Source organism: Streptomyces sp. NBC_00045, assembly GCF_045041095.1.
Classification (GTDB): Bacteria; Actinomycetota; Actinomycetes; order Streptomycetales; family Streptomycetaceae; genus Streptomyces.
In genome coordinates, this window is record NZ_CP108271.1 from 4109851 (window position 1) to 4129903 (window position 20053).

17 protein-coding genes and 2 pseudogenes are annotated in these 20053 nt (G+C 68.4%); 10 read left to right on the forward strand and 9 right to left on the reverse strand.

What is annotated here, in order from left to right; all coding sequences use genetic code 11:
• The first annotated feature begins 67 nt into the window (after window positions 1-67).
• Both trxB and trxA read left to right on the forward strand, forming a co-directional pair.
• Window positions 68-1027 carry a thioredoxin-disulfide reductase gene (gene trxB, locus OHA65_RS19200; RefSeq protein ID WP_327284315.1) on the forward strand — a complete coding sequence of 320 codons (960 nt, stop codon included), beginning with the start codon at window positions 68-70 and terminating at the stop codon, window positions 1025-1027.
• Window positions 1028-1082: 55 nt separating this feature from the next.
• On the forward strand, window positions 1083-1427 hold the full coding sequence (gene trxA, locus OHA65_RS19205) for a thioredoxin (protein WP_327284316.1): 345 nt from the start codon (window positions 1083-1085) through the stop codon (window positions 1425-1427).
• Between the two features lie 86 nt (window positions 1428-1513).
• Here the strand turns inward: trxA and OHA65_RS19210 are convergent, their stop codons facing one another.
• The 9 genes from OHA65_RS19210 to rpmH all read right to left on the reverse strand — a co-directional run bounded on the left by OHA65_RS19210 (window position 1514) and on the right by rpmH (window position 7950).
• Window positions 1514-2131, reverse strand: coding sequence for a GNAT family N-acetyltransferase (locus OHA65_RS19210; protein WP_327284317.1), 618 nt, complete (start codon window positions 2129-2131; stop codon window positions 1514-1516).
• A 105-nt stretch (window positions 2132-2236) separates the two neighbouring features.
• Window positions 2237-3331, reverse strand: a complete 1095-nt coding sequence (locus OHA65_RS19215) for a ParB/RepB/Spo0J family partition protein (RefSeq protein ID WP_327284318.1) — start codon at window positions 3329-3331, stop codon at window positions 2237-2239.
• A complete protein-coding gene (locus tag OHA65_RS19220) occupies window positions 3328-4413 on the reverse strand; it encodes a ParA family protein (protein WP_327284319.1) in 1086 nt (361 codons plus the stop codon). The genes OHA65_RS19215 and OHA65_RS19220 overlap by 4 nt, the downstream gene beginning before the upstream one ends.
• 235 nt (window positions 4414-4648) lie before the next feature.
• Window positions 4649-5365 (reverse strand): 16S rRNA (guanine(527)-N(7))-methyltransferase RsmG, encoded by a 717-nt coding sequence (gene rsmG / locus OHA65_RS19225; RefSeq protein ID WP_327284320.1) that lies wholly within the window; start codon window positions 5363-5365, stop codon window positions 4649-4651.
• 138 nt (window positions 5366-5503) lie between these two features.
• The gene (locus OHA65_RS19230) at window positions 5504-6016 is read right to left on the reverse strand and encodes a R3H domain-containing nucleic acid-binding protein (RefSeq protein WP_327284321.1); all 513 of its coding nucleotides are present in this window, start codon (window positions 6014-6016) and stop codon (window positions 5504-5506) included.
• 15 nt (window positions 6017-6031) lie between these two features.
• The gene (gene yidC / locus OHA65_RS19235) at window positions 6032-7135 is read right to left on the reverse strand and encodes a membrane protein insertase YidC (protein ID WP_327284323.1); all 1104 of its coding nucleotides are present in this window, start codon (window positions 7133-7135) and stop codon (window positions 6032-6034) included.
• Window positions 7136-7138: 3 nt separating this feature from the next.
• Complete coding sequence (yidD, locus tag OHA65_RS19240; RefSeq protein WP_078613072.1) at window positions 7139-7420, reverse strand: membrane protein insertion efficiency factor YidD; 282 nt, start codon at window positions 7418-7420, stop codon at window positions 7139-7141.
• Window positions 7417-7791 (reverse strand): ribonuclease P protein component, encoded by a 375-nt coding sequence (rnpA, locus tag OHA65_RS19245; protein ID WP_229337897.1) that lies wholly within the window; start codon window positions 7789-7791, stop codon window positions 7417-7419. The genes yidD and rnpA overlap by 4 nt, the downstream gene beginning before the upstream one ends.
• A gap of 21 nt (window positions 7792-7812) precedes the next feature.
• Window positions 7813-7950 carry a 50S ribosomal protein L34 gene (rpmH, locus tag OHA65_RS19250; protein ID WP_008741645.1) on the reverse strand — a complete coding sequence of 46 codons (138 nt, stop codon included), beginning with the start codon at window positions 7948-7950 and terminating at the stop codon, window positions 7813-7815.
• Between the two features lie 355 nt (window positions 7951-8305).
• On the opposite strand from rpmH, the pseudogene dnaA (OHA65_RS19255) reads away from it, so the two are divergent.
• The 8 genes and pseudogenes from dnaA (OHA65_RS19255) to gyrA form a co-directional block, all read left to right on the forward strand.
• Window positions 8306-8845 (forward strand): annotated as a pseudogene (gene dnaA / locus OHA65_RS19255) (chromosomal replication initiator protein DnaA); the annotation flags it as partial.
• Between the two features lie 108 nt (window positions 8846-8953).
• Window positions 8954-10075 (forward strand): annotated as a pseudogene (gene dnaA, locus OHA65_RS19260) (chromosomal replication initiator protein DnaA); the annotation flags it as partial.
• 902 nt (window positions 10076-10977) lie between these two features.
• Window positions 10978-12108 carry a DNA polymerase III subunit beta gene (gene dnaN, locus OHA65_RS19265; protein ID WP_030153167.1) on the forward strand — a complete coding sequence of 377 codons (1131 nt, stop codon included), beginning with the start codon at window positions 10978-10980 and terminating at the stop codon, window positions 12106-12108.
• A gap of 216 nt (window positions 12109-12324) precedes the next feature.
• The gene (gnd, locus tag OHA65_RS19270; RefSeq protein WP_327284325.1) at window positions 12325-13200 is read left to right on the forward strand and encodes a phosphogluconate dehydrogenase (NAD(+)-dependent, decarboxylating); all 876 of its coding nucleotides are present in this window, start codon (window positions 12325-12327) and stop codon (window positions 13198-13200) included.
• Window positions 13201-13271: 71 nt separating this feature from the next.
• Window positions 13272-14420: a DNA replication/repair protein RecF gene (gene recF, locus OHA65_RS19275; protein WP_327284326.1), complete on the forward strand. Its 1149-nt coding sequence runs from the start codon at window positions 13272-13274 to the stop codon at window positions 14418-14420.
• Window positions 14417-14944, forward strand: a complete 528-nt coding sequence (locus OHA65_RS19280; RefSeq protein ID WP_327284327.1) for a DUF721 domain-containing protein — start codon at window positions 14417-14419, stop codon at window positions 14942-14944. The genes recF and OHA65_RS19280 overlap by 4 nt, the downstream gene beginning before the upstream one ends.
• A gap of 398 nt (window positions 14945-15342) precedes the next feature.
• The gene (gene gyrB / locus OHA65_RS19285; RefSeq protein WP_327284328.1) at window positions 15343-17403 is read left to right on the forward strand and encodes a DNA topoisomerase (ATP-hydrolyzing) subunit B; all 2061 of its coding nucleotides are present in this window, start codon (window positions 15343-15345) and stop codon (window positions 17401-17403) included.
• 41 nt (window positions 17404-17444) lie between these two features.
• Entirely contained in the window at window positions 17445-20051 is a 2607-nt protein-coding gene (gene gyrA, locus OHA65_RS19290) for a DNA gyrase subunit A (RefSeq protein WP_327284329.1), read from the forward strand.
• The last annotated feature ends 2 nt before the right edge of the window (window positions 20052-20053 follow it).

The window sequence follows — 20053 nt, forward strand, 5'->3', positions numbered from 1 at the left end:
GTGGGGTGAGAGTCCGCACCGGCCCCCGACAAGCAGCGCGCAGTCCACAGAGACGAGGAACATACCCGTGAGCGACGTACGAAACGTGATCATCATCGGTTCCGGGCCGGCCGGCTACACCGCCGCCCTGTACACCGCACGCGCTTCGCTCAAGCCGCTGGTCTTCGAAGGCGCCGTGACCGCAGGTGGCGCGCTGATGAACACCACCGAAGTCGAGAACTTCCCCGGCTTCCAGGACGGCATCATGGGTCCGGACCTCATGGACAACATGCGCGGCCAGGCCGAGCGCTTCGGCGCCGAGCTCGTTCCCGACGACATCGTGACCGTGGACCTCACCGGTGACATCAAGACCGTCACCGACACCGCCGGCACCGTGCACCGCGCCAAGGCCGTGATCGTCACCACCGGCTCGCAGCACCGCAAGCTCGGACTGCCCAACGAGGACGCCCTCTCGGGTCGCGGCGTCTCCTGGTGCGCCACGTGCGACGGGTTCTTCTTCAAGGACCAGGACATCGCCGTCGTCGGCGGCGGCGACACCGCGATCGAGGAGGCCACCTTCCTCTCGCGGTTCGCCAAGTCCGTCACCATCGTGCACCGCCGCGACGCCCTGCGCGCCTCCAAGGCCATGCAGGACCGCGCCTTCGCCGACCCGAAGATCAAGTTCTCCTGGGACAGCGAGGTCGCCGAGATCCACGGCGAGCAGAAGCTCTCCGGCCTCACTCTGCGCAACACCAAGACCGGTGAGACCTCCGCGCTCCCCGTGACGGGCCTGTTCATCGCCGTCGGCCACGACCCGCGCACCGAGCTGTTCAAGGACCAGCTGGAGCTCGACGATGAGGGCTACCTCAAGGTCGACGCCCCCTCGACGCGCACCAACCTCACCGGCGTGTTCGGCGCCGGCGACGTCGTGGACCACACGTACCGTCAGGCCATCACCGCCGCGGGCACCGGCTGCTCCGCGGCCCTGGACGCCGAGCGCTTCCTCTCCGCCCTCGCGGACGCCGAGAAGGCCCACGCGACGGTCTGACCCCCACGCATACCCCCCACACCCCACACCCCGCAGGAAGAATTAGGAGGCCGCTGTGGCCGGCACCCTCAAGAACGTGACCGATGCCGACTTCGACGACGAGGTCCTGAAGAGCGACAAGCCCGTCCTGGTGGACTTCTGGGCCGAATGGTGCGGCCCGTGCCGCCAGATCGCTCCGTCCCTGGAGGCCATCGCGGCCGAGTACGGCGACGAGATCGAGATCGTCAAGCTCAACATCGACCAGAACCCGGGCACGGCCGCCAAGTACGGCGTCATGTCCATCCCGACCCTGAACGTCTACCAGGGCGGCGAGGTCGTCAAGACCATCGTGGGTGCCAAGCCGAAGGCCGCCATCCTGCGTGACCTCGACGCCTTCGTGACCATCAAGCCGGCTGTCTGACGGCTAGAAGCTCCACCCGGCTGCCGCCGGGAGCGTTTCACGTGAAACGGGGTCGCCCCCTGAAGGGGGTGGCCCCGTTTCGCACATCACAGCGGGCGTAGCGCCGGCTCCTTCCGCGCCGCACCGAGTAGCCGGTCCAGCGCGAGCTCCACGTCTTCCTTCCATGAGAGCGTCGAGCGCAGCTCCAGCCTCAGCCGCGGATGCACCGGATGCGGCCGTACCGTCTTGAAGCCCACGGCCAGCAGGTGCTCGGCCGGCAGCAGACACGCCGGCCCCTCCCATCGCGCATCCCCGAACGCCTCGATCGCGCGGAAGCCACGCCGCAGTAGATCCTTGGCCACCGTCTGGACCATCACCCGTCCCAGGCCCTGCCCCTGATAGCCCGGCATGATCCACGCCGTGATCAGCTGCACTGCGTCCGGAGACACCGGACTCGTCGGGAAAGCCGTGGCCCGCGGAACGTACGCCGCGGGCGCGTAGAGCACGAATCCCACCGGGACTTCATCCACGTAGACCACACGGCCGCACGAGCCCCACTCCAGCAGGACGGCGGAGATCCACGCCTCCTTCTCCTGCGCCGGAGTCCCCGCCTTCACGGCGGCCTCACCGCTGACCGGATCCAACTCCCAGAACACACAGGACCGGCAACGCCGAGGCAGGTCCTGGAGGTTGTCCAACGTGAGTGGTACCAACCGACGCCCCATGAGCGCATCGTATCCACAGCCCGAAACGGGCGAAACCGCAACAAGGCAAAGGGGCGGACCGCACCGGTTCGCACCGGCACGACCCGCCCCTCGGCGGCCGGAGACTCACTCCCCGGGCAATCCCTGCTCCAGCACCCGGCCCTCGCCCGGAGCCAGCGTCCCCAGGATCCGCTCCAGATCCTCCATCGAGGCGAACTCGACGGTGATCTTGCCCTTCTTCTGGCCCAGATCCACCTTCACGCGCGTCTCGAACCGGTCCGACAGCCGCGTCGCCAGCTCGCTGAGCGCCGGAGCCACCCGGGCGCCGGCCCGCGGACCCTTCGGCTTCACGGCTCCCGAAGGCTCCGAGCCCATCAGCGACACGATCTCCTCGATCGCGCGCACCGACAGGCCCTCGGCCACGATCCGGTGCGCCAGCCGGTCCTGGACTTCGGACTCTTCCACCGACAGCAGTGCCCGCGCATGCCCGGCCGAGAGCACTCCCGCGGCCACCCGGCGCTGTACCGGCGGTGACAGCTTCAGCAAACGCAGCGTGTTCGACACCTGCGGACGGGAACGCCCGATCCGGTCCGCCAGCTGGTCGTGCGTGCAGTTGAAGTCCTGGAGCAGCTGGTCGTACGCGGCCGCCTCCTCCAGGGGGTTCAGCTGCGCCCGGTGCAGGTTCTCCAGCAGCGCGTCCAGCAGCAGCTTCTCGTCATCCGTCGCCCGGATGATCGCCGGAATGAGCTCCAGCCCGGCCTCCCGGCACGCCCGCCACCGGCGCTCACCCATGATGAGCTCGTAGCGGCCCGGAGCAGACTGTCGGACCACCACCGGCTGAAGCAGACCCACCTCCTGGATGGAGGTCACCAGCTCCGCCAGCGCGTCCTCGTCGAACACATCACGGGGCTGCCGCGGGTTCGGCGTGATCGCGTCCATCGGGAGCTCCGCGAACGTCGCCCCGGCGACCACATTGGCCTCGGGCTCCCCGACCTCGGGCTGTTCCACGACCACGACCGCAGCCGATGTTTCACGTGAAACAGCGTCTGCCTGCGCAAGCGAAGCCAGCTTCGCCGCCGCAACACCGCGCTCCGAAGGCAGCAGCGGCACGGCCGACGGAGACGTCGAACCGGCGCCGATCACCGGCGGCGTCTTCTCCTGAGGAGCGGCGGGGATCAGCGCGCCGAGCCCCCGCCCCAGACCCCTACGTCGCTCACTCACTGGATCCCCTCCACCACACTCTGGGTGCTGTTCATGCCTGCGCCCAAGTGGGCGTTCTGGGCGTCGTACGAAATTCCGGCCCCCCGCAGCGCGATCTCACGCGCCGCTTCCAGGTAGGAAAGGGAGCCGCTGGAACCCGGATCGTACGTGAGCACCGTCTGGCCGTAGCTCGGCGCCTCGGAAATGCGCACGGACCGCGGGATGCTCGTGCGCAGCACCTCCTTGCCGAAGTGGGTGCGCACCTCCTCCGCCACCTGTGAAGCCAGCCGGGTCCTGCCGTCGTACATGGTCAGCAGGATCGTCGACACGTGGAGCGTCGGATTCAGGTGGGCCCGCACCAGGTCGACGTTGCGCAGCAGCTGGCCCAGGCCCTCCAGCGCGTAGTACTCGCACTGGATCGGGATCAGCACTTCGGCGCCGGCCACCAGTGCGTTCACCGTGAGCAACCCCAGCGAGGGCGGGCAGTCGATCAGGATGTAGTCCAGCGGCTGCTCGTACGCCTGGATGGCCCGCTGGAGCCGGCTCTCCCGGGCCACCAGCGAGACCAGCTCGATCTCCGCACCCGCGAGGTCGATCGTGGCCGGAGCACAGAAGAGCCCCTCGACGTCCACCACCGGCTGGACGACCTCCAGCAGCGGCCGGCTGTCCACGAGCACGTCGTAGATCGAGGGCACATCTGCGTGGTGATCGATGCCGAGCGCCGTGGACGCGTTGCCCTGAGGGTCGAGGTCGACCACCAGCACCCGCGCACCGTGCAGGGCCAGAGAGGCCGCCAGGTTTACGGTCGTCGTGGTCTTGCCCACGCCGCCCTTCTGGTTGGCGACCACGATGACCCGCGTCTGCTCCGGGCGGGGTAGCCGCTCGCCGCTGCGCCCCAGAGCCTCTACGGCCAGCTGGGCGGCACGGCCGATGGGCGTGTCGTTGTCTACGAGGGGCGACGATGTTTCACGTGAAACATCGTCGCCCGCCGTTTCAGAGCGGGGACCGGGGACCGGGTCGGCCATCGGCCCCGCGAGGTTGGCGTCGGACCGCACGGTGTCACTCTCCTCGACATCAGGCTCGCGATGAACAGAGCCTGCCATGTCACCCGGGTCGCGAACCAGCGGGGCCCGTACTCCTGTGGATGAATCCACCGTTGTGGACAACTCCGTCCCCCCTTCGTCCTTGCGGTGACGGGGGGCCGCAGCCGCACGGCCGCGGCTGATGATTCCGTGCAGCAGAGAGCGACGTTTCACGTGAAACACGATGCCCGCGCGGAGTCTTCAGGCCGCTACGACACTCCGAAATCCATACCTATAGGGCGCAACGGACCTTGAATCAGCGACGACGACGGGTCCGGCTGGTGCGAGCGGCCTTAGCCCGCTTGGCCGCGAACCTCACTCCACCGGGGCTTTCTCCGACCTCCACTCGGACGACCGTGGACATGGGATCGACCACACCTTCGCCCACGTGCAGTACCGAGGTCTTCACCACACCCAGCTTCGCCAGCGCGACCTTCGCCGCCACCAGCTCCTCTTCCGCGGTGTCGCCCTTCAGGGCGAGCATCTCCCCGTACGGACGCAGCAGGGGTACGCCCCAGCCCGCCAGCCGGTCCAGCGGAGCCACGGCCCTCGCCGTCACCACGTGCACCGGCTGCACCTTGCCGAGAACCTCCTCGGCCCGGCCCCGCACCACCGTGACGTGGTCCAGGCCCAGCAGCTCCACGACCTCCTGCAAGAAGGTCGTCCGCCGCAACAGCGGCTCCAGCAGCGTGATCTTCAGATCGCGCCGCACCAGAGCCAGCGGAATGCCGGGCAGGCCGGCACCAGAGCCGACGTCGCACACGGTGACGCCCTCGGGCACCACTTCCGACAGCACCGCACAGTTCAGCAGGTGCCGCTCCCACAGCCGAGGCACCTCACGCGGGCCGATCAGGCCGCGCTTGACCCCGGCGTCCGCCAGCAGCTCCGCATACCGCACAGCTTCCGGGAAAAACTCGCCGAACACCGCGCGCGCCTCTTCAGGCGCCGGGGGAAGCTCCGCTGCCTCCGTCACGGGGACCGTCCTTCCGTACCGCATGGATCGTTGAAAACGCACTGCACGAACTGGCACCGCCCAGACAGGCACTGCCAGGCTGACAAACATCGGCCCCGTCTGCGACACAGACGGGGCCGAACACACTCAGGCTTGCGGTCAGGCCGGGAGCACGACGACGAAGCGCTGCGGCTCCTCGCCCTCCGACTCGCTCTTCAGACCCGCAGCCGCCACGGCGTCGTGGACGACCTTCCGCTCGAACGGCGTCATCGGCGCCAGCTTCAGCGGCTCCCCGGACGCCTTCACGTCCGCGGCCGCCTTGGCGCCCAGCGCCGCCAGCTCCTCGCGCTTCTTCGCACGGAAGCCTGCGATGTCGAGCATCAGCCGGCTGCGGTCGCCGGTCTCGCGGTGCACGGCGAGGCGGGTCAGCTCCTGGAGAGCCTCCAGAACCTCACCGTCCCGGCCCACGAGCTTCTGGAGATCGCGGCCGGCCGAGTCGCTCACGATGGACACCGCGGCCCGGTCGGCCTCGACGTCCATATCGATGTCCCCGTCCAGGTCGGCGATGTCCAGCAGACCCTCAAGGTAGTCGGCCGCGATCTCGCCCTCCTGCTCAAGGCGGGTGAGGGTGTCGCCACTCTCAGCGGCGGCCGTGGTGGTGCCTTCCGTCACGGGAGGGACTCCTTCTTACTTCTTGGAAGAGGGCTTGGGGGGCGTCTGGCGCTGCGATTTCGTCTGCCGCTTGGGCTGCTGCCGCTTGGCGGCACCACCGCTCGCCGCGTCCGCGTCGGCCGTGGCCTCGGCACTCTTGATCACGGAGCCGTCCGCCTGTGCAGCCATGCCCTGCTTCGTGAGAGCCGTGATGAACTTGCGCTCGTTGTCGTTGCGGTCCGGGCCCTTGGCCACGATCGCCGCGACGATCTTCTTCTTGCCCCGACTCTTGACCTCGCCGTGCGTGGTCACGTGCTTCACCAGACGGGTCAGGTACTGGTCCTGCGCCTTGCTGCCCGGCGTCGGGTTCTGGTTGATGACGTACATCTGCTGGCCCATGGTCCACACGTTCGTGGTCAGCCAGTAGACGAGAACACCCACGGGGAAGTTGATGCCCATGACCGCGAAGATCAGCGGGAAGATGTACATCAGCATCTTCTGCTGCTGCATGAACGGCGTCTTGACCGAGAGGTCGACGTTCTTCTGCATCAGCTGGCGCTGGGTGTAGAACTGCGACAGCGACATCATGACGATCATGACCGCGGTCACGATGCGGACATCCGTGATCGAGGCGCCCAGGGAGGCGGCCTTCTCGGCGCTGTCCGTGAACTTCGCCGCCAGCGGGGCGCCGAAGATGTGCGCCTGACGCGCGCTCTCCAGCAGCGACTGGTTGATGACGCCGATCGTCTGACCGTTGGCGATGGCCGAGAGCACGTGGTACAGCGCGAAGAAGAACGGGGACTGCGCCAGGATCGGAAGGCACGAGGAGAGCGGGTTGGTACCCGTCTCCTTGTACAGCTTCATCATCTCTTCGGACTGGCGCTGCTTGTCGTTCTTGTAGCGCTCCTGGATCGCCTTCATCTTCGGCTGGAGCGCCTGCATGCCACGCGTCGCCTTGATCTGCTTCACGAAGAGCGGGATCAGGCAGATGCGGATCAAGACCACCAGGGACACGATGGACAGGCCCCAGGCCCAGCCGCTGTCCGGGCCGAAGATCGCACCGTACAAGCTGTGGAACTGGACGATGACCCACGACACGGGCGTGGTGATAAAGCTGAACAGACTGGCAATCGTGTCCACTAATCAGGCTCCTTGAGCATTGCGAGATCTACGCAACGCACTGCGCAGCTGCTCGTGCCAACGCGGGCGTTTACGGGGTGGGACATGATCGACACCACCGGCGGACCACGGATTGCACCGCAGGATCCGCCAGCCGGTCAGAACCGTCCCCTTCACCGCACCATGCCGGTCGATGGCCGTGAACCCGTAGTGCGAGCACGAGGGGTAGTAACGGCACACCGGCCCGAGCAGCGGACTGATCGTCCACTGGTACAGCTTGATCAATGCGAGCAGCGGGTACTTCATCGAGCCACGCCTCCCAGGAGCCGCGTCAGAGCGGCATCCAGGTCCCGGGCCAGTTCGTCGGCACCGGCATCACCCGCGCCGGGCAATGCCCGCACCACCACCAGGCTACCGGCGGGCAGCTGTGAGAGGCGCTCGCGGACAAGATGGCGCAAACGGCGCTTCACCCGGTTACGGACGACGGCGACACCCACGGCCTTGCTGACGACGAAACCCGCACGCGTCGAGGGATCGATCTCCCCCGGCTCGTGCGGGTCCGTTGCACCGCTTGTACGTAGGTGGACGACAAGGAGCGGGCGACCAGCCCGACGACCTCGGCGTACCGCGCTCGCGAAGTCCTCGCGCCGCCTCAGCCGATTTTCGGGAGACAGCACGACGTCACGACCTGCGCGTTGTTACGCGGAAAGGGCTGCGCGGCCCTTGCCACGACGGTTCGCGAGGATCGCGCGACCGGCACGGGTACGCATCCGGAGACGGAAGCCGTGGGTCTTGGCACGACGGCGGTTGTTCGGCTGGAAGGTGCGCTTGCTCACTCGGGGGCTCCAGAGAATGAATCGTTGTGGCGGGACATCGCCTGGCTGTCACCGTGCGCCCACGAGGAAACTCGCGTGTTCGCCCGAGTGGCACCGCTAAACGATCACAAAAGGTGATCTTCGCCCATCGGTAGGCAGGCGGCAGCAGCCATCGACAACTCGACCTCGTTACGGTACGCGCGGCTACGCCATCCGGTCAAACCGAGGCTACCTGCCCTCACACTGTGCACAGGCTGTGGACAACGACTTGAACCGTACCCGTCGGGCTGACTACCGTTGTCTGATCCCGGTTTTTTTGTCCCGACCGTCCCAAAGAACCACACATTCGTGGGACCCCTGTGAGAGAGCGTGCTCTGTGGCTGACGTACCTGCCGATCTTGCCGCAGTGTGGCCAAGGGTGCTCGAAAAGCTCCTCGGGGAGGGACAGCAGTCGATCGAGCCCAAGGACAAGCAGTGGGTGGAGCGCTGCCAGCCCCTGGCCCTCGTCGCCGACACCGCGCTGCTCGCCGTACCCAACGAGTACGGGAAGCGCGTCCTGGAGGGTCGGCTCGCCCCGCTGATCAGCGATGCGCTCAGCCGTGAGTGCGGCCGACCCATCCGTATCGCGATCACCGTGGACGACTCCGCCGGCGAGCCCGCGCCCCTGCCCGCATCCCCCCAGCAGCGCCCCGAGTCGTACGAGCCGTACGGCGGCCAGCGCGGCGGCGGCCACACCGGCCCCGGCGGCCCGTCCGACGACCAGCTCCCGAGCGCCCGCCCCGCCTACCCGGACTACCAGCAGTCGCGCCCCGAGCCCGGCGCCTGGCCCCGCGGCGGCCAGCAAGAGGACTACGGATGGCAGCAGCCGCGCCTCGGCGGCTTCCCCGAGCGCGATCCGTACGCCTCCCCGCAGCCGGGCTACCTCCAGCAGTCCGAGCCCAACGGCTACGAGCAGGGTTCCTACGAACAGCAGCAGTACGAGCCCCGCCCGCCGCAGCAGTCCCATCCGTACGAGCAGCAGCAGTACGAGCAGCCGGCCCCGCGCCCGGCGCCCGGCCGGCCCGCACCGCCGCCCGCCCCGTCGGGCGGCTCGACCTCAGGCCCGCTGGAGCCGACCGCCCGACTGAACCCCAAGTACTTGTTCGACACCTTCGTCATCGGCGCCTCCAACCGCTTCGCGCACGCCGCCGCGGTGGCCGTCGCCGAGGCGCCCGCCAAGGCGTACAACCCCCTCTTCATCTATGGGGAGTCGGGCCTCGGCAAAACGCATCTGCTGCACGCCATCGGGCACTACGCGCGCAGCCTCTACCCCGGCACCCGCGTGCGCTACGTGAGCTCCGAGGAGTTCACCAACGAGTTCATCAACTCGATCCGCGACGGCAAGGGCGACGCGTTCCGCAAGCGCTACCGCGAGATGGACATCCTGCTGGTCGACGACATCCAGTTCCTCGCGAGCAAGGAGTCGACGCAGGAGGAGTTCTTCCACACCTTCAACACGCTCCACAACGCCAACAAGCAGATCGTGCTGTCCTCCGACCGGCCGCCCAAGCAGCTCGTCACCCTGGAGGACCGGCTCCGCAACCGCTTCGAGTGGGGCCTGATCACCGACGTCCAGCCGCCCGAGCTGGAGACCCGTATCGCGATCCTGCGCAAGAAGGCCGTACAGGAGCAGCTCAACGCCCCGCCGGAGGTACTGGAGTTCATCGCCTCCCGCATCTCGCGCAACATCCGCGAGCTGGAAGGGGCGCTGATCCGGGTCACGGCCTTCGCGAGCCTGAACCGGCAGCCGGTGGACCTGGGCCTGACCGAGGACGTCCTCAAGAACCTGATCCCCGGCGGCGAGGACTCCGCACCCGAGATCACGGCGTCGGACATCATGGCGGCCACCGCCGACTACTTCGGGCTCACCGTGGACGACCTCTGCGGCTCCTCGCGCAGCCGCGTCCTGGTCACGGCACGGCAGATCGCCATGTACCTGTGCCGGGAGCTCACGGACCTCTCCCTGCCGAAGATCGGGGCGCAGTTCGGCGGCCGCGACCACACCACCGTCATGCACGCGGACCGCAAGATCCGCGCCCTGATGGCGGAGCGGCGCTCGATCTACAACCAGGTCACCGAGCTCACCAACCGCATCAAGAACGGCTGAGCCGGCGGCTGCGGCCGCGCTGACGCGGTCTGCTGAGCTTCTTCAAACGCATCCAGAGGGCGCTCCCGGGGTACTTCGGGGGCGCCCTTCGTCGTTCGCGCGCCCCTGACCTGTTCGAATACGCCCCCTGTGGAGCAACTCATCCACAGATTCCCCGACTTTCTTCCGTCCACAGGGTGGGGACGGCTTCCGTCACCCACAATCTGTCCACAGGGATCCAGCATGAGGCACCATCAGAGCTGGTCAGCTGCCTGTGGATTTGTGCGCAAGCTTCATCCACAGCCTGTGGACAGAACTTTCATCCACAGGCTCATCCACTCCTTTGTCCACCGCTGACCCACAGGTTCCCGCATCCTGTGCACAGGATGCGGCGGGTTACCCACACCGCTGTCCACTGTTCGGCAACATTGCACCCCCCATCACCGCCCGGAGTGAAAGCCGTCACACGGAAGTCGACGTTTGGGCTGTGGAGTACTGGGGGAAAGCTGGGGACACACCTGTGGAGTAGTCGGGGTCACCTGGGGATGGCCTGTGCAGAAGTTTTCGTTCTCCACAGACACACCGTGTTGTCCACCGGTGTCACCCACAGGCCCGGTGGATAAAAAACGCCGGTTGACCTGCGAGAACGGGCTTATCCACCGTTTCCACAGGCCCTACTACTACCCCCATAGAGAGTTAGGCCGGTTTCGGTTTTCAAGCGGGTCCTGTGCACAACTCGGTGGGGAGGCCTCCCCGACACCTCGCTCCCGACTTGACCTCCGGCAGCACCGACTGTCGGCGCCGTACGTCAGACTGGTCCCCGGCAACGAGGCTCCGAGCCATCGAGGGCATCGAGGCACCGGGGGAATCGAGCCGACGACGAAGGCCGGCAGACGAGCGAGCAACAGCAGGAGGCGGTTCCGGTGAAGATCCGGGTGGAGCGCGACGTACTCGCGGAGGCGGTGGCCTGGGCTGCCCGCAGCCTCCCGGCCCGGCCGCCAGTGCCCGTTCTCGCGGGCCTGCTGCTGAAGGCCGAGGAGGGCACCCTGTCCCTCTCCGGCTTCGACTACGAGGTCTCGGCCCGCGTCTCCGTCGAGGCGGACGTCGAGGAGGACGGCACCGTCCTCGTCTCCGGCCGGCTCCTCGCCGACATCTGCCGCGCCCTCCCCAACCGCCCGGTGGAGATTTCCACAGACGGTGTACGGGCGACCGTGGTCTGCGGCTCCTCCCGGTTCACACTCCACACCCTGCCTGTGGAGGAGTACCCGGCGCTGCCGCAGATGCCGACCGCGACCGGCACCGTGCCCGGTGAGGTCTTCGCCTCCGCCGCCGCCCAGGTCGCCATCGCCGCCGGCCGCGACGACACGCTGCCCGTGCTCACCGGCGTCCGCATCGAGATCGAGGGCGACCGCGTCACCCTGGCCTCCACCGACCGCTACCGCTTCGCGGTCCGCGAGTTCCTGTGGAAGCCGGAGAACCCGGACGCCTCCGCCGTGGCCCTGGTGCCCGCGAAGACGCTCCTGGACACGGCCAAGTCCCTGACCAGCGGTGACACCGTCACCCTGGCGCTGTCGGGCTCCGGCGCCGGCGAGGGCCTCATCGGCTTCGAGGGCGCCGGCCGCCGCACCACCACCCGCCTCCTCGAAGGTGACCTGCCGAAGTACCGCACGCTCTTCCCGACGGAGTTCAACTCCATCGCCGTCATCGAGACCGCCCCGTTCGTCGAGGCCGTCAAGCGCGTGGCCCTGGTCGCCGAGCGCAACACCCCGGTCCGCCTCAGCTTCGAGCAGGGCGTGCTGATCCTGGAGGCGGGCTCCTCCGACGATGCACAGGCTGTGGAACGTGTGGACGCCAAGCTTGAGGGCGACGACATCTCGATCGCCTTCAACCCGACCTTCCTGCTGGACGGCCTGAGCGCGATCGACTCGCCGGCCGCGCAGCTGAGCTTCACCACGTCCACCAAGCCGGCGCTGCTCAGCGGCCGTCCGGCGGTCGACGCCGAGGCCGACGAGGCGTACAAGTACCTGATCATGCCGGTGCGCCTGTCCGGCTGATGCACGCGGACGTCGGGCCCGGTCTCGCAGGCTGCGGGGCCGGGCCCGACGGCGTTCGCGCCCCCTCCCACGGCCTCCACGAGCCGCCCTCGGACGACCCTCCCTGGAGCGCCCGTGGCGCCCGGCGGCACCGCCCGGCGTAGGCTCGGAGCCGGGGTGTCCCCGGGGAATCCGGGGCACCGGCACAGACGGCCACAACGCTTAAGGAACCACCTGATGGAGCTTGGTCTCGTCGGTCTCGGCAAGATGGGCGGCAACATGCGCGAGCGCATCCGCCGCGCAGGACACACCGTCGTCGGGTACGACCGCAACCCGGACCTCGCCGATGTCCACAGCCTGCGGGAACTTGTGGACAGCCTGCCGGCCCCCCGCGTCGTGTGGGTGATGGTCCCGGCCGGCGCTGCGACGCAGTCCACCATCGACGAGCTCGGGGAGCTCCTCTCGATCGGCGACATCGTGGTCGACGGCGGCAACTCCCGCTGGACCGACGACGAGAAGCACGCCGCGGAGCTCGCGACCAAGGGCATCGGCTTCGTCGACTGCGGTGTCTCCGGCGGCGTCTGGGGCCTGGAGAACGGCTACGCGCTGATGTACGGCGGCGCGAAGGACCACGTCGCACGCGTCCAGCCCGTCTTCGACGCACTCAAGCCCGAGGGCGATTTCGGCGCCGTGCACGCGGGCAAGGTGGGCGCGGGCCACTTCGCGAAGATGGTCCACAACGGCATCGAGTACGCCATGATGCAGGCCTACGCCGAGGGCTGGGAGCTGCTGGAGAAGGTGGACTCGGTCACCGACGTCCGCGAGGTGTTCCGGTCCTGGCAGGAGGGCACGGTCATCCGCTCGTGGCTCCTGGACCTCGCGGTGAACGCGCTGGACCAGGACGAGCACCTGGAGCAGCTGCGCGGCTTCGCGGCGGACTCGGGCGAGGGCCGGTGGACGGTGGAGGCGGCGATCGACAACGCCGTGCCGCTGCCCGCGATCACGGCCTCGCTCTTCGCGCGGTTCGCTTCCCGCCAGGACGACTCCCCGCAGATGAAGATGATCGCCGCGCTGCGCAACCAGTTCGGCGGCCACGCGGTCGAGAAGAAGTAATCCACAACCGGTCCACAGCAGTAGACAGAAGTACAGAGCAGCAGCAGGAAGCCGGGGGAGGTCGGCGCCGTATGCACGTTTCGCATCTCTCACTGGCCGACTTCCGCTCGTACGCCCGGGCCGAGGTTCCCCTCGACCCGGGCGTCACGGCTTTCGTGGGCCCCAACGGCCAGGGCAAGACGAACCTGGTCGAGGCCATCGGCTATCTGGCGACGTTGGGCAGCCACCGCGTCTCCTCGGACGCGCCGCTGGTGCGGATGGGCGCGGACCGGGCGGTGATCCGCGCGGCCGTCACCCACGGGGAGCGCCAGCAGCTGGTGGAGCTGGAACTGAACCCTGGGCGGGCCAACCGTGCCAGGATCAACCGGTCCTCGCAGGTCAGGCCGCGGGACGTGCTGGGGATCATACGGACGGTGCTGTTCGCGCCCGAGGACCTGGCCCTGGTGAAGGGGGACCCCGGGGAGCGCCGGCGGTTCCTCGACGAGCTGGTCACGGCCCGCTCGCCGCGGATGGCGGGAGTCCGGTCGGACTACGAGCGGGTGCTCAAGCAGCGCAACACCCTCTTGAAGTCGGCGGCGATGGCCCGCCGGCACGGCGGCCGGTCCATGGACCTGTCCACCCTCGACGTCTGGGACCAGCACCTCGCGCGCGCGGGCGCGGAGCTGTTGGCGCAGCGCCTCGACCTGATCGCGACGCTGCTGCCGCTGGCGGACAAGGCGTACGAGCAGCTCGCGCCCGGCGGCGGCCCGCTGGGGCTCGCGTACAAGTCCTCGGCCGCAGGCGAGGCCGGCCAGAGCGTGGACAGCGGTGCGGCGCGCACCCGCGAGGCGCTGTACGAGGTGCTGCTGGCGGCCCTGGCCGAGGTGCGCAAGCAGGAGATCGAGCGCGGCGTGACCCTGGTGGGCCCGCATCGGGACGACGTGCTGCTGGGGCTGGGCGACCTCCCGGCCAAGGGGTACGCGAGCCACGGCGAGTCCTGGTCGTACGCGCTGGCGCTGCGGCTGGCCTCGTACGAGCTGCTGCGCTCGGAGGGCGCCGAACCGGTGCTGATCCTGGACGACGTGTTCGCGGAGTTGGACGCGCGGCGCCGGGAGCGGCTGGCGGAGCTGGTGGCTCCGGGCGAGCAGGTACTGGTGACGGCGGCGGTGGACGACGACGTTCCGGGCGTGCTGACGGGGACGCGGTTCGGGGTGTCCGGCGGTGAGGTGACCCGACTGTGAGCGACGACACTCAAGGACCCCGCAAGGTTCCGGAGCCCTCGGGCGTGGACCTCGCGCGGCAGGCGCTGGCGGCGGCCCGGGAGCAGGCGCGGGCCCGGGGCAACGCGGCCGGCGCGAAGAAGGGTGGCCGGCAGCCGGGGCTGCGCTCGGGTGCGCGCGCGGACGGCCGGGATCCGATGCCGTTGATGGCGGCGCTGGACCGGCTGCGCACGGAGCGCGGCTGGGAGATGCCGATGGCGGTCGCGGGCGTGATGGAGCGCTGGCCGGAGATCGTCGGGCCGGAGATCGCGGCGCATTGTGAACCGGACCGGTACGAGGACCGTGAACTGGTCGTGCGGTGTGATTCCTCGGCATGGGCGGCGCAGCTGAAGCTGCTGGCTCCGCAGCTGGTGGCGCGGCTGAACGCGGACCTGGGGCAGGGCACGGTCCGGATGATCAAGGTCCAGGGTCCGGGCGGGCGCCCGAAGCGGTACGGGCCGCTGCGTGCGCCGGGCAGTACGGGGCCGGGGGACACGTACGGATAGCGGTTCGGTAGCGCTCGTCGCGGGTCCGTCCCCAGTCCCCGGGCGGGCTGTGGACGGGCCGCGCCGCCGCCCCGCATACCGGTCGGTGCACCGCTTTCGCGGGCCGCCGTGCCCGTCGTCCCGGGTGGCGTCCCTCACGGTAGCCGGAGGTTGACAGGCCGAAGCGCTGAATGCCCGTGTGAGCCTCTTTGAGCCCCTTCCCGGATATGGGGAGTCGGAGAGAGGAGGTTCAGGGCGGCACATGCGGACTCAGGTACCGGCAAACCCCCATTCATGTCCGTGGTACCGGTAGACTGAAGCGAATCCCGCCCTGTTGCGGGATCCCGCTGACAAACGCTGACAACGCAGATCGACGCAGCCGCTCCTGCTTGCATGCCTGCTGGCCCGGAGTACGGCCTGTGCTGTGCCAGAAAGGGCGCTTCGTGGCCGATTCCGGCAACCCCAACGACAACCAGTCCACAGCCGGCGAGAACGTCGAGGTCACCGCCTCGTACGACGCGAGTGCGATCCAGGTCCTGGAAGGCCTGGACGCGGTGCGCAAGCGCCCCGGCATGTACATCGGCTCGACCGGTGAGCGCGGGCTGCACCACCTCGTGTACGAGGTGGTGGACAACTCGGTCGACGAGGCCCTGGCCGGGCACGCGGACACCATCGACGTGACGATCCTCGCCGACGGCGGTGTGCGGGTCATCGACAACGGCCGCGGCATCCCGGTCGGCATCGTGCCGTCCGAGGGGAAGCCGGCCGTCGAGGTCGTCCTGACGGTCCTGCACGCGGGCGGCAAGTTCGGCGGCGGCGGCTACGCCGTCTCCGGCGGTCTGCACGGCGTCGGCGTGTCCGTCGTGAACGCCCTGTCGACCAAGGTCGCGGTCGAGGTCAAGACCGACGGCTACCGCTGGACCCAGGACTACAAGCTCGGTGTCCCGACGGCGGCCCTCGCGAAGAACGAGGAGACCGACGAGCACGGCACGTCGGTGACGTTCTGGGCCGACGGCGACATCTTCGAGACGACCGAGTACTCCTTCGAGACGCTGTCGCGGCGCTTCCAGGAGATGGCCTTCCTCAACAAGGGCCTGACCTTGTCGCTGACCGACGAGCGCGAGTCCGCGAAGGCCACCGTCGGCGCGGACGACCCCGACGCGGACGCGAGCGAGCCCCCCGCGCGCACGGTCAAGTACTACTACGAGGGCGGCATCGTCGACTTCGTGAAGTACCTGAACTCCCGCAAGGGCGAGCTCATCCACCCGACCGTCATCGACGTCGAGGCCGAGGACAAGGAGCGCACGCTCTCGGTCGAGATCGCGATGCAGTGGAACTCGCAGTACACGGAGGGCGTGTACTCCTTCGCGAACACGATCCACACGCACGAGGGCGGTACGCACGAGGAGGGCTTCCGTGCGGCGCTGACGGGTCTGGTGAACCGTTACGCGCGCGACAAGAAGCTGCTGCGCGAGAAGGACGACAACCTCGCCGGCGAGGACATCCGCGAGGGTCTGACGGCGATCATCTCGGTGAAGCTGGGCGAGCCGCAGTTCGAGGGCCAGACGAAGACCAAGCTGGGCAACACGGAGGCCAAGACCTTCGTGCAGAAGGTCGTCCACGAGCACCTCAACGACTGGTTCGACCGCAACCCGGTCGAGGCCGCGGACATCATCCGCAAGTCGATCCAGGCGGCCACGGCACGCGTCGCGGCCCGCAAGGCCCGCGACCTGACGCGCCGCAAGGGCCTGCTGGAGAGCGCCTCGCTGCCGGGCAAGCTGTCCGACTGCCAGTCGAACGACCCGACCAAGTGCGAGATCTTCATCGTCGAGGGCGACTCGGCCGGTGGCTCCGCCAAGTCCGGCCGCAACCCGATGTACCAGGCCATCCTGCCGATCCGAGGCAAGATCCTGAACGTCGAGAAGGCCCGCATCGACAAGATCCTCCAGAACACCGAGGTCCAGGCGCTGATCAGCGCGTTCGGTACGGGTGTGCACGAGGACTTCGACATCGAGAAGCTCCGCTATCACAAGATCATCCTGATGGCGGACGCCGACGTCGACGGCCAGCACATCAACACCCTGCTGCTGACCTTCCTGTTCCGCTTCATGCGCCCGCTGGTCGAGGCCGGTCACGTGTACCTGTCGCGCCCGCCGCTCTACAAGATCAAGTGGGGCCGGGACGACTTCGAGTACGCGTACTCGGACCGTGAGCGCGACGCGCTGGTGGAGCTCGGCAAGCAGAACGGCAAGCGGATCAAGGAAGACTCGATCCAGCGCTTCAAGGGTCTGGGCGAGATGAACGCCGAGGAACTGCGCGTCACCACCATGGACGTGGACCACCGCGTGCTCGGCCAGGTCACCCTGGACGACGCGGCCCAGGCCGACGACCTGTTCTCGGTGCTGATGGGCGAGGACGTCGAGGCGCGGCGCTCCTTCATCCAGCGCAACGCCAAGGACGTTCGGTTCCTCGACATCTGAGTCGGTCTCCGCTGACCGCCTGAAAGGACTTCTGACCAGCAATGGCCGACGAAACCACCCCCACCGCAGAGAACCCCGCGGAGGAGCAGCCCGTGCTGCGCATCGAGCCCGTCGGGCTCGAAACGGAGATGCAGCGCTCCTACCTCGACTACGCGATGTCCGTCATCGTCTCGCGCGCCCTGCCGGACGTGCGCGACGGCCTCAAGCCGGTGCACCGCCGCGTGCTCTACGCGATGTACGACGGCGGCTACCGGCCCGAGAAGGGCTTCTACAAGTGCGCCCGCGTCGTCGGTGACGTCATGGGCACGTACCACCCGCACGGTGACAGCTCCATCTACGACGCCCTGGTCCGCCTGGCCCAGCCGTGGTCGATGCGCATGCCCCTGGTGGACTCCAACGGCAACTTCGGCTCCCCGGGCAACGACCCGGCGGCCGCGATGCGCTACACCGAGTGCAAGCTGATGCCGCTGGCCATGGAGATGCTCCGGGACATCGACGAGGAGACCGTCGACTTCACGGACAACTACGACGGCCGCAACCAGGAGCCGACCGTCCTGCCGGCGCGGTTCCCGAACCTGCTGGTCAACGGCAGCGCCGGTATCGCCGTCGGCATGGCCACCAACATCCCGCCGCACAACCTGCGCGAGGTCGCGGCCGGCGCCCAGTGGGCTCTGGAGCACCCGGACGCCTCGCACGAGGAGCTGCTCGACGCGCTCCTGGAGCGGATCAAGGGCCCCGACTTCCCGTCGGGCGCGCTGGTCGTGGGCCGCAAGGGCATCGAGGAGGCGTACCGGACCGGGCGCGGCTCCATCACGATGCGCGCGGTGGTGGCGGTCGAGGAGATCCAGAACCGCCAGTGCCTGGTGGTCACGGAGCTTCCGTACCAGACCAACCCGGACAACCTGGCGCAGAAGATCGCCGACCTGGTGAAGGACGGCAAGATCGGCGGCATCGCCGACGTCCGCGACGAGACCTCGTCGCGCACCGGCCAGCGCCTGGTGATCGTGCTCAAGCGCGACGCCGTCGCCAAGGTCGTGCTGAACAACCTGTACAAGCACACCGACCTGCAGACGAACTTCGGCGCGAACATGCTGGCGCTGGTGGACGGCGTGCCGCGCACGCTGTCGATCGACGCGTTCATCCGTCACTGGGTGCAGCACCAGATCGAGGTCATCGTCCGGCGGACGAAGTTCCGCCTGCGCAAGGCCGAGGAGCGGGCACACATCCTGCGCGGCCTGCTCAAGGCGCTGGACGCGATCGACGAGGTCATCGCGCTGATCCGGCGCAGCAACACCGTCGAGATCGCGCGCGAGGGCCTGATGGGCCTGCTGGAGATCGACGAGATCCAGGCCAACGCGATCCTGGAGATGCAGCTGCGGCGCCTGGCGGCCCTGGAGCGGCAGAAGATCGTCGCTGAGCACGACGAACTCCAGGCGAAGATCAACGAGTACAACGCGATCCTGGCCTCGCCGGAGAAGCAGCGTTCGATCGTCAGCGACGAGCTGGCGGCGATCGTCGAGAAGTACGGCGACGACCGGCGCTCCAAGCTGGTGCCCTTCGACGGGGACATGTCCATCGAGGACCTGATCGCCGAAGAGGACATCGTCGTCACGATCACGCACGGCGGGTACGTCAAGCGCACCAAGACCGAGGACTACCGCTCGCAGAAGCGCGGCGGCAAGGGCGTGCGCGGCACGAAGCTGAAGCAGGACGACCTGGTCGACCACTTCTTCGTGTCCACCACGCACCACTGGCTGCTGTTCTTCACGAACAAGGGTCGGGTCTACCGCTCCAAGGCGTACGAGCTGCCGGACGCCGGCCGCGACGCCCGCGGGCAGCACGTGGCGAACCTGCTGGCCTTCCAGCCGGACGAGAAGATCGCCCAGATCCTCGCGGTCCGCGACTACGAGGCCGCCCCGTACCTGATCCTGGCCACCAAGGGCGGCCTGGTGAAGAAGACGGCGCTCAAGGACTACGACTCGCCCCGTTCGGGTGGTGTCATCGCGATCAACCTCCGGGAGACGGGCGCTGACGGCGCCGACGGCACCGCCGACGAGCTGATCGGCGCCGAGCTGGTCTCCGCCGAGGACGACCTGCTGCTCATCAGCAAGAAGGCGCAGTCGATCCGCTTCACCGCGACCGACGACGCGCTGCGCCCGATGGGCCGTGCGACCTCGGGTGTGAAGGGCATGAGTTTCCGTGAGGGTGACGAACTGCTCTCCATGAGCGTGGTCCGGCCCGGTACGTTCGTCTTCACCGCGACCGACGGCGGTTACGCCAAGCGGACGCCGGTCGACGAGTACCGCGTCCAGGGCCGTGGTGGTCTGGGCATCAAGGCCGCGAAGATCGTGGAGGACCGCGGGTCGCTCGTCGGGGCGCTCGTGGTGGACGAATCGGACGAGATTCTCGCCATCACGCTCGGCGGTGGTGTGATTCGTACGCGAGTCAACGAAGTCAGGGAGACCGGCCGTGACACCATGGGCGTTCAGCTGATCAACCTGGGCAAGCGCGATGCCGTGGTAGGTATCGCCAGGAACGCCGAGGCCGGTCAGGAAGCTGACGAGGTCGAGGAGACCGAGGCGGCCGAAGGACAGGCCGCCGAGGCCGCCGAGGGCACGCAGCCCTCGGCCGGGGAGCACGAGGAGTAAGT